The sequence below is a fragment of the Francisella-like endosymbiont genome, from assembly GCF_003069505.1.
Lineage (GTDB): Bacteria > Pseudomonadota > Gammaproteobacteria > Francisellales > Francisellaceae > Francisella.
On the sequence record NZ_QAPC01000001.1, the window covers coordinates 440,514 to 453,119 of the forward strand.

Genomic DNA, 12,606 nt, shown 5'->3' on the forward strand with positions numbered 1-12,606 from the left:
GAAGCAATGTTAATACTGTGGCTTGGTATCTAGGTATCGCGTATGCTCTTAATCTTGGTGGTAGATATACAAACTTTAACTTTAGTTATGGTCAATCATATAATGCCACCAATATCCCTATGCTACTATCAAATGCGTCACCAAATTTTGGTTTAGCAAGCTCTGGAATTAAGAACCAAATAATTGCTTCTGCACAGCGAGCTTACTTTGATAATAATGTTTTATTTGGTCCCGAATATTCATATCAAAGTTTATACGATGGTGAACATATGAATACTTTAACTCTAGATCTATCTGTGTATATATAGTTTATGTTTGTTGTTATGACATTGATAAAAAAGTTAATATCATATAATATTTAGAATTCTTATTATGATATTTTTATATTCAGAGCATTTATTTTGAATAATAGTATAGAGCTATTTGTACATTCGTCTAATTATATTTTACTAGTATCTGGCTTGATATTGTTTTTTGCTATCGTGTCACAGTTTTTATCTTGGAGATTAAAGCTTCCATCAATACTATTTTTGATTTTAAGTGGAATTATCTTAGGACCTTTATCCGAGGTAATATTTCAAGGTGGTTTTAAACTTGTTGATGGTAACGTTATATTTGGTGAAGCTTTATCACCGTTTGTCTCAATCTGTGTTGCGATAATTCTCTTTGAAGGTAGTTTATCACTAAATTTTAGTAAGATAAAAAGTGTAAGTAGTGTTGTTGTACTTCTAATTACGGTAGGTATAGCAATTACTGTCGTACTTACGGCATTATTTTGTTGTTATGTTGTTGGTTTGAATCTAGAGCTATCTATGCTGATAGGCGGTATTACCTGTGTAAGTGGCCCAACTGTTGTACCCCCTTTGATGAGAACTGTTAGACCTAAAAAGCATATTGCAAATATCTTAAAATGGGAAGCTATACTTGTAGATCCTATCGGCGCATTAGTAGTTGTTTTTATGCTGGCATGGTTTGTTATTGGTGGTAATTTTGCTAATCAACCTAATGCAACAAGCATATTTATAGCATATATGGTGTTTGTATGTATTTTAGGGATAACATCAGGATTTATTTTTGGTTATTTAATTGGGTTAAGCTTTAGAAAACATTATATTCCAGAGTATTTAAAAAGCTTCTTTGTACTAGCAGTAATTGTGCTTGGCTTTATTATTTCTGATGCGATTATGCATGGTGCTGGGCTGTTAATGGTAACAGTAGCAGGTCTAGTAATGGCAAATATGAAAGATATTAAAATGTCTGATATTGTCTCATTTAAAGAGAACCTAAGTATTGTAATTATCTCAGTTCTTTTTATTGTCCTAGGAGCAGAGATAGACTTTAGTTTATTTAAAGATTATTGGTTAGATCTAATTGAGGTTTTTTTATTTTTACAGTTTGTATTACGACCAATAGTTGTTTTTTTATGCTGTCTAGGCTCTAAAACAACTTTTGCAGAAAGAATTATTATGGGCATTATTTATCCTCGTGGGATTGTGGCAGCATCAGTAGCAGCATTAGTAGCAATTAAGATTATTAAATCACATCCTGAACTATACAGTGAGGCAAATACTTTAGTATTCTTTGTATTTATGATAATTGTTTTTACGGTTGTTTTTCAAAGTATAGTTACACCATATATTTCAAAAGCACTTGGAGTTACTGAACCAGAAGGTAAAGGATTTTTGATAATTGGTGGCAATAGATTTGCACGCGAATTAGCAGAAATTTTTGTCAAAAATGATATCGAAGTCGTAATTACAGATTCCTCTTGGGGTAATGTGCAAAAATGCCGGCAGTTGGGTTTAAATACTTATTATGGTAGTCCTGTTTCAATTCATGCTGATTGGAGTATTAATTTGGTTGGCATCGGTGCAATGCTTGGATTATCAACTAGTGAGTATGTAAATGCTGTATCAGCTATGAAATATAAATACGAGTTTGGCTCAAATAATGTCTATGTAATCCGTACAGCGCAAAAAGAGAGTTACAAAGGTATTGGTGCTATAGAAACAAATCTTGCTAATCTACTATTTGATGAGGGCATTGACTTTAATGTCTTGATAGAGATGCTCAATCAAGGAGCTAAAATCAGAATTACAAATATTACTCCTAACTACACTTTAGAAAAGTTTTTTAGTGATAATCCCAACGCTATTGGATTATTTATCATCGATGATAATGGCTATGCACAACCTTTTAGTAAGAATAAAAAGATTAAACTTGAGAGTTATAGTTTGATATCATTAAGAGATGATAATTCTAAAAGTAAGGATCAGCTATGTCTAGATGTATAAGAAGTTTTAATGGTAAAGATCCTAAGGTAGCTGATTCAGCTTATGTTGATGAGTCAGCGGCAGTAATAGGAGATGTTATCTTAAAAGAAGATTCATCTATATGGCCACAAGTCAGTGTAAGGGGGGATCTCTTAACAATCACTATTGGTAAAGGCACTAACATCCAAGATTGCAGCACACTTCATACTACTGAATATCTTAAGGATTTCGGTCAAGGGTTTGCATTAAGTATAGGAGACTATGTGACAGTAGGACATGGTGTTGTTTTACATGGCTGTGAGATAAAAAATAACTGCCTAATAGGCATGGGTTCTATAATACTCGATGGAGCGGTAGTTGAACCATGGGTTTTTCTAGGCGCTGGTAGTTTAGTACCATCAGGAAAAGTTCTTGAGTCAGGTTATATGTATTTAGGTTCACCAGTTAAAAAAATCAGACCAGTAAGTGAACATGAAAGACAAATTATTAGAGAAAATGCTGAATACTATGTCAAAGTTAAAAATAGATATAAAGCACAAATTTAGCTTATTTATTGCTTTAATATTGATTATATTGCTGTCATCTTGTGCTACAACACAATCTAATATTACAGCTATTACTACTAAGACAGTTTTTGAAGAGACTACTTATAATAACTTACTCAAACTTAAAAAATGGCAAGCTAAGGGTGTTATTGGTATTATTTATAATAATCAAGCTAAATCTGCTAATTGTATATACCTACAAGACGGTGATAATTTTAGTATCAAACTTTATGGCCCATTGGGAATAGGTAGTGTTGAGGTAAAAGGTGATACTAACAGTGTCTCACTAGAGAATAGTAAAGGGCAAAAGCTAACAGCAAAAGATCCTAAAACCTTGATGCTTGAGCAATTAGACTGGTATGTTCCAGTAGACGGATTAAAATATTGGATAAAAGCCATAGCGATACCAGATATTCGACAAACTTCGAAATTAAACCAGAATAATCTGTTAAGTAAACTATCACAAAATGGTTGGAATATTGCTTATAGTAATTATGAACTAGTTGACTATAAATATCCATTACCAACAAAAATTAGGATGTCTAGAGATAATCTAACTATAAAAATCTTTATAAAATCATGGCAAATATAAAAGCTAAAAAATATTGTAGTTATACAAAGATAAATCTATTTTTGCATATATTAAAAAAACGCGTAGATGGTTATCATAACCTTCAAACATGGTTTACCTTTTTAGATTTAAAAGATCAGCTAACTTTTAGTTTTAATGATTCACGAGAGATTAATATTTCAAGTAATATCAACATTGCCTCAAAACAAGATAATTTGGTATATAAAGCTATCAAAAGATTCCAGCAGAGCTATGGTGTACAAGACATAGGTGTTAATATTGAGATTAAAAAAAATATTCCAATTGGAGCAGGGCTTGGAGGTGGAAGTTCAAATGCTGCAACTACACTTATAACTTTACGTGATTATTACTTACCTGAATTGTCAAATGAGGAAATGATTCCTTTGGCTACAAAACTTGGCGCTGATGTGCCAATATTTCTTTATGGTAAATCTGCATGGGCAGAAGGTATCGGTGAGATATTGCACCATAAGGATTTTAGTCCGCGGTATGTACTATTGATTAAACCTGATATCCACATCAATACAAGAGAGTTTTTTGCAAGTGAGAAGTTAATTAAGACTAATAAACTGATATCTAAAGATTTAGACTTTGATGAGAGTGTTATGCATAACGATTTTGAGAATGTCTTTTATGCAAAATATCCAGAGTTTAGTGAATACCTAAAAGAGTTAGATAGTAGTTTTAGAATGACAGGTACAGGTTCTTGTTTTTATTTACTCTCAACGGATAAAAATAAACTTGAGCAACTAGGAAGAAAAATTGATAAATCTCTTGACAAATGGCTAGTTAGAACATTAAACTATGTCTACTAACTTAAGGTTAGTTTCTATTGGGCTATCGCCAAGCGGTAAGGCAACGGGTTTTGATCCCGTCATCCCCAGGTTCGAATCCTGGTAGCCCAGCCATAAAAATTCGATGATTTAATTTTCAACTATAAGACTTAAAATACTTATTATTTTTTTGTAGGCTAATATTTACGGTTAATTAAGATTTATTGTAATGCTTGTGTTTCTAAACATATTATCTTACTTACAACCACTTTTACTTTTAACTTTTGTATATTTGCTAAGCAAAAAAAGTTGCTTGGTTATTTGTTATATTAGCATACATTTATCCGTTTCTAAGAAAGGTTGTTAATATTAATCAAGTTATACCTATAAACTATTATTTATATGCTATTATAAATGATTTATTGTACTTGGTATACCTATATGGGGCTTGTTAAAATCAAAACCACAACAGCTAAGAGCTAGTCAAAAGAATGATCACATTAAAGTAGCATTTAACATAGCTACAGTGGTGTTTATTTATGTTATAGTTAGTCTTATAGCATTTTCATTTGTTGTAGCAAATTTTAAAGCAGATAGCTTTTAAATGACTTTATATATTCTAGGTAATATTTTTATGCTGACAGGTTTTGTCTTGGCGGTTCTGCGTTATCGATTTTGTTTGCTATTTTTAGTGATAGGTTTTACTTTAACTGCATTAGTAAATATTTATTTTATTTTTACGCTGCCACAATATTATTTATATGCTTTAGCTAACTATTATTTTTTGATAATAACAATCTTAAGTATCATAGTACTACTATATGGCTATCTAAAAAATACTAGATAAAAGTTTTGCAGAGCGAGTATATAAATCGTTATACTGTTTGCATAGATGAAACAAGTTATTTAGGAATTTAGATGTCTGCACAATATCATATCGGTAAACTAGGTGAAAAATATGGTCTACAAGAAAAGCAGCAATGGCTTGCCGAACAAAATATCAAAAGATCTTATCAACAAGAGGCAGAGGAAAAAATACTAGCATTACCTCGCCAAGATTTTGATATAGAAACTTATGGTAAATTGGACTATCCAGTAGGTAGTTATATCTTATATGTAATAAAGACTAAAAACTGGTATCCAAGCAAACCTTATGTTTTAATAACCAGAGGAGTCCAAGGCTATGAAACAATCAACCGTTGGAATCCTAATGTGGTAGATCCAAATAGATCATTCTATTTAGAAAGTAGCTGTAGGAGGCTGTTTTAGCAATGAAATATGTTTTATGATTAGGGGATTCTAGTTTTTGATGCACATCGACTTACACGAGACAACAGATACTGGTGATAGTGAATTTAGACCAGCATTAACAGTTCGTGAAGGTATAGTCATAGATAAGTGGACTATCCCAGATGGTTTCTATTTGGTTGCAAATAAAAATAAACCATATTATGACTTCCAAAAATATATAATTGATGCTGTATCTAAAGTTAATCATATAGTTCCTACTGATCTAAATACAAATATTCTTGGAGATGACACTATAAAAGATAGGATTATGTCTTGTGATTCTGATAAAGAAAAACTTTGTATGTCTTTCACATCTGTAGAGTATACTACAACAACAGAAGTTTATCCTGATAGCCCATAAAGAACTCACAAGAGTGTATTCTTGCTCAAGTAGAGGTGATAGTTGCAGGAAAAAGTAAAAGGAATAATAAAATATGTTAAATGCCTTAATTAATGTTGCGAGTTTTTTAGTAAATATAATATTTGGACTATACGCATTTATATTGCTATTTAGATTTTTTCTCCAGTGGGTAAAAGCAGATTTTTACAATCCTATTTGTCAGTTGGTTATGCGTGCAACAAATATTGCTATACTTCCGCTGAGAAAGTTTATTCCAGGGTTTTTAAATCTAGACTGGTCGTGTATAGTTGTGGTTTATATTGTATTTGCTATTGAAGACTTGCTTCTAAGTTGGCTTCATGGTTTTGGTTTTGAGTTAACTTTTATTTTGCTTAAGCCTTTTATAGATATAATCTTTGCGATTATAAATACGTATGTGTATTTGATAATAATAAGGGTTATTTCCAGTTGGTTTGTCCAAGGAGCTTGTAATCCGCTTATTATGGTTATATACCAAGTTACAGAGCCACTACTAGCAAAAGCAAGAGAGATAGTCAAACCTACAAAATCAGGTTTTGATTTCTCACCGCTTGTAGTATTGGTTGGGTTACTATGTATTCAAATATTTCTTCAAAATGTTATTGTACAACTTTTTCATTATTAATATTTAGCTAATGAGTTTTATTTTAGCTGTGTATATTCAACCTAACTCTGCTAAAAATGAAGTTTGTGGAGTTTTTGATGGACTCCTAAAGATTAAGATAGCTTCACCAGCTGTAGATGGCAAAACAAACAAAGCTTTGATTGAGTTTATTACTAAAGAGTTTAAGATTAAAAAGAAACTTATAACAATACTAAAGGGCAATACATCTAGAAAAAAATTATTAGAAATAGACCTTCTCCAAGTTTCAGATAATTTAGCTTTGGTACTAAAACAATAGTTAGGTTGGATAAAATTTGTAACTTAGTTGTTTTATAGTTTATTATAAAACAATCAATCTATGTAAAAGTCTTTTATAAAAAGATAATTTACACTTTAATAGGTATGTTTATACTTACACATTTATAGGCTTCTGTAATTTTTATCAACTCATTAGCCTCGGGTAAAAATAATGGCTAAAGTTGGAAAGATGCTTATACAACCATACAATCAGCCTTAGAAGTGGCAAAATCAAGTGACCAGATTTGGATAGCAAACGGTATTTTTTATCCAATTAAAGATAATGATAGGGATAAAAGTTTTATTATTCCAGAGAAAGTTTCTTTGCTTGGTGGTTAAAAGCTATTTTATTTAATTTAAATATTACTGGAAACATAGCTAAAATACTTGGTTCAGCTTTATATTAAGGTTCTTATAATGTTAACATAAAAGATGGTAGTAATATCTGGTTCTAATAAATAGCAAACTTAATGATAATGCTCTTTAACGAATGGTACAAGCATTTACTTGGAGGGATGACAAGTACTCTTTTTATAATACTAATGTCCAAGGCTGGCTAAGTCAAAGTATTGATAAACTTCCTCAAGAATATAGTTTTTAAACTAAATTAGTTAACCAAAATATAACTACAAATACTATTAAAGCCATTAAGCAATAAATGGAAAAATTTCTTTTAAAGATGAGAATACTAAAGTAAATACTAATGTCAACATACTAAATAATATATATTATGTAACGCGAAATAATAAATCTAAAAAGCAGCTAGATAAGCTTTCTTGGCAAAAAGCTTTTAATTCTTTACAGCAAGCAATAGATACTGTATCTGAAAATGGTGGAGGTGAGATATGAGTTGCTAAAGGTACTTAATATCCTGATATAGATAAAAAGTTTCCAAGAGAATCAAGTCTCAAGATGAAAGAAAATGTAGCTATTTATGGAGGCTTTAGTGGGAATTAAACATCAATATCTCAAAGAGATCTTGGTAAAAATAAGGTTACCTTGAGTGTTAATATTGGTAAAGTGCTTGAAAAAGATACCCATAACTATCATGTAATGATAGGAGCCAAAAATAGCCTAGTGGATGGTATAACAATTTCTGGAGGTGTTTGCAAGATAGTCAGGGGGAATAATCGTTATGGTGGTGGAATATAAATGATAGGATTTGATCAAACAATGAATGTAAAAAATTATATATTCGAAAATAATGAAGCTTACATCGTTCATTAACCAAAAGATGATATTAGTTATTAAAGGTTTAAGGTAATCCATGCAGCTGATTGAGAAACCATAATATTCCAAAGTAAGCCAGGTATTAAATAAGGTAGCTCAATTTTCCAGAACTTTTGCCATGCATTTAACTTAAATGCTGCAGCTTCTAATCCCATAACTGAATATGGGAATAGAAATATGCTGTGGTAAATGTCAGAAAACCTAGTAGCGGTGCAGACTCAAGAAAATTTATAATTGGTAAACACACTCTAGCAAGGTGTTTATTTTTAGCAGGCATATCCAATAATTAAGGCAAAGACAAATGAAAATAGCATACCTACAATTAGCCGCATAGTTGTGCGAAGCATATAATAAAGATTGCTTGGATTAAGTGATATAGCAGCTACTGATGATGAGTCTACAAACGCCTTGTGCATAGCATTCTAAGCATAGTAGGTTAGTTTACCTATATAAGTAACAATAAGGTTAATACAATTAGTCAGCCTTATTTGGGATAATTTTTTGTTGTTATTACATAACTTGCAAACATATTTATTTTCCTTAGTGATCGTTTCAAGTTATCTTTGAGGCACTAACTTTGCGATAAATATAGCTATAGAAATTCTGTCATCTATACAGATACAAATATGCATATAGCATTAGTATTGGTTAATTTTTTATTTAGAAAAAATTAACCAATAAAATGAAATTCTATCAGATAAGAAAGTTAAATTTTCTAGATCTATAAGTGCTTGAAGATCTGTTGGTTGAATCTTAGATATTTGCATATGGTAACTATAGTTCATTCTGTTTAGAAATTCTAGCATTATAGTGGTATAGAATTGCTCACCAATATAAGCATCTTCGATATCTGAGTCTATAGATGGATTATCTTAATTTCAATAATAATTGGTTTATTATCAACAATCGATACCATACAAACCATTGTCGATAGTTTTAGCTGCTTAAGTGCGATTTTATTACTGTCTGATCAACTTGATGAATCCAAATACTTCAGAGCTGCCGTGCTGAGTAGTTTTTTTATTATGATTAGTAATCTGCCAATGACCTTTTGCCATATAATATTTACATGCGTATATTGGTTTGTTGTTTAATATTCCGATACTCCAGTCAAAGTCAGTATAATAATATTTTTGTGCTATTCTTATCGAAGACTGCTCAAACATATCATTAAGGATTTGCTGTAGTTCTTTTGCGGAATTAGCTTTTTTGCCACCTTTTGAAAATGAGCCATCAGGGATTTTTAGGACTATTGGTAAGCCAAGCTCATCAATAAATTTTTGAGGTGAAAAACTTTCATCTTTGAAAATAAGTTTACCTTCCGGAGTTCGGATTTTATTTTTAATCATCAAATTATGTATATAAACCTTATTAGTACAACAGGTTATAGATTTTGTATCACCAATAACCACAAGATTATTATCTTCTGCTTTTTTTGCAAAACTATAGCTATAATGATTAATTGAAGTCGATGTTCTAATAAAAAGTCTATCGTATTCAAGCAAATATATAATCATCTTTAGTAATTAAATCTGTATAAATGCCTAAACTATAAGCAGCTTTTTGAAAATTCTTAAGAGCATTACTTATTACTATGAGGCAATATCTCATCATGGTCATGTAATATCGCTAAATCATAATATAGTTCTTTTAAATTTTTCTCTTACGCCAAACTTTACTACTAAATTTGTTTAGAGTATTTGCAAAAATTGTTTGTTCAGTATCACTAAGTGAATTTATGTGCCCTATAGTTATTTTTTTGATTTTCCATAAAGAATTTTGTTTTTCTAATATTACTTCTAATATTGGTGCAGGATATGTTTCAAATATTTTTTAGCTATTTTTTCAATACCTTTTATATTAGCAACTCCAAAGAAAACCTTAATAGCTAAAAAATCCACATTTGAAGTGTTTAGTGATTTATGATCTTCTTTATTAGCTAGATTAGATAATAGAGTTTCTTCAAAATGGCTAATGCTATTTAAAGTTTCAATTGTTGGTATAATCGTATCTTTATTTGAATGTGCTAGAAAACTATTTAAAATTCGCAGGTATTAAACAAATAGATTATCTTATAATTGTTGATGGTGATAACAATCTAAATCTAAGTTTATTAGACAAATTACCGCGATTAAAATAGTTATTACAAATATATCTACTGCTGAGATTGCACAAAAATGTAGCTATGCTAATAATTTTAAATTAAATAATCATTCATCAGTTAAGCTACTGTCAAATGCTTAAAGCTGCTTTGTTTCATTAAAGTATCAAAAGAGTTTTATTGGCAGATAACACAAATGAAAAGGCTTAGCAGCAGCTCTACACCTTGTATAATAGAGTTATTCATCCACACATAATAATTACACCAGCAATTTTAGATTCTTAAATCTAGGTGTAGATTATCTGATGTATATTTTTGATAGACCCTTAAAGTAGCAAAATTATAAGAATATTAATCTAAAGATTTTTGATACTTATGCAAATGGCGCGATAACTATTACGATTAATAATCATAATAGCACCACTATTAGTTCACAGTTGAAGCAATACTAAAGCGTTTCTAGTAAGAGATATATAACAATCATAACTTTAATACTGATTAAGCTAGGACTCAAAAAGTTAGTATTCGTTAATATTATCTCTATAGTCTTTTAAAAAGTTTTACATAAATGATACTATTTAGATAGTGAATAACAATTTATAACAACATTAATGATAAATATAGTGAAGTATGTCTACTATGCGCTATTTTCAGTAGTCTGTTTTGCATCTAGTGCAATTATTGCTTTTATACCAATATTTATTTTTTCGTTGGCTAAGCTTGTGATACCAATAAAACGAGTAAGGCATTTATGTACTTCAGTGGTAGAATTATCTGCAAGTTTATGGGTAAGTTTTGCTATTTTAATAACTAAATTATTTTCTCCAACAAAATTTGAGGTTGAGCAGAATGCAAAACTTGATAATCAAGGATCTTACCTAATTATATGTAATCATAAAAGTTGGCTAGATACTTTTATACTGATGTTGGTATTTCATAAAAAAATAGCATTTCCTAAATTCTTTATGAAATTTCAGGTATTTTTTATTCCGGTTTTAGGCTTGACTGCATGGGCACTAGAATTTCCGGCGATGAAACGTTATTCAAAAGAATATCTAAATCAACATCCAGAAAAAAGGGGTGAAGACCTACAAAAAACTCTAGCATATTGTAAAAAACTATCACCAAGGCCAACTACAATTGTAAATTTTATTGAGGGAACTAGGTTTACGTTATACAAAGCACTAAAAAGTAACTATAAAAATCTACTTAATCCCAAGGCTGGTGGAATAGCCGTAATTCTAAAAAGCTTATCAGATAGAATGGTTGGTATTTTAAATACAACAATAGTTTATGATAATCCAGAACAAAATTTATGGGATTTTATGGTTAGGAAAACAAAAAAGATAAAGATAAAAGTAGAACTAATTCCTATAGCTGAAGTACCAGTAGGTGATTATTTTGGTAATGATAAAGATAAACACAACTTTCAACTTTGGTTGAATAAACTCTGGCACAATAATGATCAATATATCTCAGAGCAGTCAATTAGAGATATAACAATTTAATTAATACTCTATAGCTCTAATACCTCGCAAGTTGAGAGTTTTAACAAATACTTAGTCAACTTGAATTATCTGATAATGGTGTTAAATCAGTACTCTTTACAGAACAAACTTTAGATATTAGAGATTAATATTATAAGTGTTAAGTTGCGACCAATTAGATTGATGATTTACTTGAGCAAAAAAATTATTTGAGTGGTTATAGAACTTAATAGTTAGTAAAGGTGATATTTATGTGATTTTTTTAAAGAAAATGGAGCTACAATCAAGTCGTATAAATGATATATCTTTTTCAGATTGGCTATATCTAAAAACTTCAAAAAGCTTTTAATTGACTTAATTAACCTTAACTGTCGAATTAATAGGATGTTGATAAGTTTGTTATTTAACTAAAAGTTATGGTAGTGGTAGAGTGATCTATTATCCAAAAGATTATTTGATATCAAGAAAAAATTATTAATTTAATGTATGTGGTAACCAAGCAATTTCGACAAATAGGAATAACGCTGTGTAAATACCCATAAAGATAAAAGGCATATATATTTCTAATATTCTAATAGGCTTGAATGAACCTTTTTCTTCAGCAATGTGTTCTTCTGTTAACCATACCCTTGAAGGGAGGCGTCTTTCAAGTGACGGCACAATACTATTTTTTATTTGTATGTGGTGTCTGAAGAACCTAATAATTTTCCACCACGCATAACAAAACACCAATCCAGCAAAGTATGGGATACTAACAAGTATACCAGAAGGAGGATTTTCAACATTGATGTTGTTACTAATAGCTAAAGCAACGATACCAACTAGGACAAGGTTGAAAACCAAAAAGAATAAGTTAATAACAATCCTTCTGTAGCTAGTTCTATCTGTTAATTCAACATATATCCTATACTGTTCAATTAGCAGCGAGTTATATTGCTCATTTGATAAATTACTTTCATCCTCGTTATTCCATAACTTATCTTGTATCTCTTTATGACTAATCTTTTCCATTTTATTCCTTTCTAATCCATACAT

At 30.3% G+C, this 12,606-nt stretch carries 10 protein-coding genes, 1 tRNA gene and 5 pseudogenes; 12 read left to right on the top strand and 4 right to left on the bottom strand.

Annotation, left to right across the window (positions count from 1 at the left end; genetic code table 11):
• The first annotated feature begins 17 nt into the window (after positions 1-17).
• The 10 genes and pseudogenes from C9379_RS08710 to C9379_RS02550 all read left to right on the top strand — a co-directional run bounded on the left by C9379_RS08710 (position 18) and on the right by C9379_RS02550 (position 7,905).
• Entirely contained in the window at positions 18-308 is a 291-nt protein-coding gene (locus C9379_RS08710) for a hypothetical protein (RefSeq protein WP_425536912.1), read from the top strand.
• A 93-nt stretch (positions 309-401) separates the two neighbouring features.
• The gene (locus C9379_RS02505; protein ID WP_143384797.1) at positions 402-2,294 is read left to right on the top strand and encodes a cation:proton antiporter; all 1,893 of its coding nucleotides are present in this window, start codon (positions 402-404) and stop codon (positions 2,292-2,294) included.
• Positions 2,279-2,818, top strand: coding sequence for a gamma carbonic anhydrase family protein (locus C9379_RS02510; RefSeq protein ID WP_143384798.1), 540 nt, complete (start codon positions 2,279-2,281; stop codon positions 2,816-2,818). The genes C9379_RS02505 and C9379_RS02510 overlap by 16 nt, the downstream gene beginning before the upstream one ends.
• The gene (gene lolB / locus C9379_RS02515; protein ID WP_143384990.1) at positions 2,769-3,410 is read left to right on the top strand and encodes a lipoprotein insertase outer membrane protein LolB; all 642 of its coding nucleotides are present in this window, start codon (positions 2,769-2,771) and stop codon (positions 3,408-3,410) included. Before C9379_RS02510 ends, lolB begins: the two co-directional genes overlap by 50 nt.
• Positions 3,398-4,225 carry a 4-(cytidine 5'-diphospho)-2-C-methyl-D-erythritol kinase gene (gene ispE, locus C9379_RS02520; RefSeq protein ID WP_143384799.1) on the top strand — a complete coding sequence of 276 codons (828 nt, stop codon included), beginning with the start codon at positions 3,398-3,400 and terminating at the stop codon, positions 4,223-4,225. Before lolB ends, ispE begins: the two co-directional genes overlap by 13 nt.
• 18 nt (positions 4,226-4,243) lie before the next feature.
• A tRNA-Gln gene (locus C9379_RS02525) sits at positions 4,244-4,318 on the top strand.
• A gap of 783 nt (positions 4,319-5,101) precedes the next feature.
• Positions 5,102-5,914 (top strand): annotated as a pseudogene (locus C9379_RS08715) (M14 family metallopeptidase).
• Complete coding sequence (locus C9379_RS02540; protein WP_143384801.1) at positions 5,908-6,477, top strand: YggT family protein; 570 nt, start codon at positions 5,908-5,910, stop codon at positions 6,475-6,477. Before C9379_RS08715 ends, C9379_RS02540 begins: the two are co-directional and overlap by 7 nt.
• A 10-nt stretch (positions 6,478-6,487) precedes the next feature.
• On the top strand, positions 6,488-6,754 hold the full coding sequence (locus C9379_RS02545; RefSeq protein WP_143384802.1) for a DUF167 domain-containing protein: 267 nt from the start codon (positions 6,488-6,490) through the stop codon (positions 6,752-6,754).
• Positions 6,755-7,752: 998 nt separating this feature from the next.
• Positions 7,753-7,905 carry a hypothetical protein gene (locus tag C9379_RS02550; RefSeq protein ID WP_318263318.1) on the top strand — a complete coding sequence of 51 codons (153 nt, stop codon included), beginning with the start codon at positions 7,753-7,755 and terminating at the stop codon, positions 7,903-7,905.
• 104 nt (positions 7,906-8,009) lie between these two features.
• Here C9379_RS02550 and C9379_RS02555 read toward each other — a convergent pair.
• The 3 pseudogenes from C9379_RS02555 to C9379_RS02565 form a co-directional block, all read right to left on the bottom strand.
• A pseudogene (locus C9379_RS02555) lies at positions 8,010-8,512 on the bottom strand (metal ABC transporter permease); the annotation flags it as partial.
• Positions 8,513-8,666: 154 nt separating this feature from the next.
• Positions 8,667-8,750: pseudogene (locus tag C9379_RS02560) on the bottom strand (ribosomal-protein-alanine acetyltransferase); the annotation flags it as partial.
• A pseudogene (locus C9379_RS02565) lies at positions 8,737-10,034 on the bottom strand (RimK-like ATPgrasp N-terminal domain-containing protein). The pseudogenes C9379_RS02560 and C9379_RS02565, both read right to left, overlap by 14 nt.
• On the opposite strand from C9379_RS02565, the pseudogene C9379_RS02570 reads away from it, so the two are divergent.
• Positions 9,992-10,536 (top strand): annotated as a pseudogene (locus C9379_RS02570) (ComEC/Rec2 family competence protein); the annotation flags it as partial. The pseudogenes C9379_RS02565 and C9379_RS02570 overlap by 43 nt on opposite strands.
• Positions 10,537-10,695: 159 nt before the next feature.
• Positions 10,696-11,592, top strand: coding sequence for a 1-acylglycerol-3-phosphate O-acyltransferase, YihG family (locus C9379_RS02575; protein WP_143384803.1), 897 nt, complete (start codon positions 10,696-10,698; stop codon positions 11,590-11,592).
• Positions 11,593-12,045: 453 nt separating this feature from the next.
• On the opposite strand, the gene C9379_RS02580 is transcribed toward C9379_RS02575, so the two are convergent.
• Positions 12,046-12,582: an intracellular proliferation membrane protein RipA gene (locus C9379_RS02580; protein ID WP_143384804.1), complete on the bottom strand. Its 537-nt coding sequence runs from the start codon at positions 12,580-12,582 to the stop codon at positions 12,046-12,048.
• Positions 12,583-12,606 lie beyond the last annotated feature (24 nt).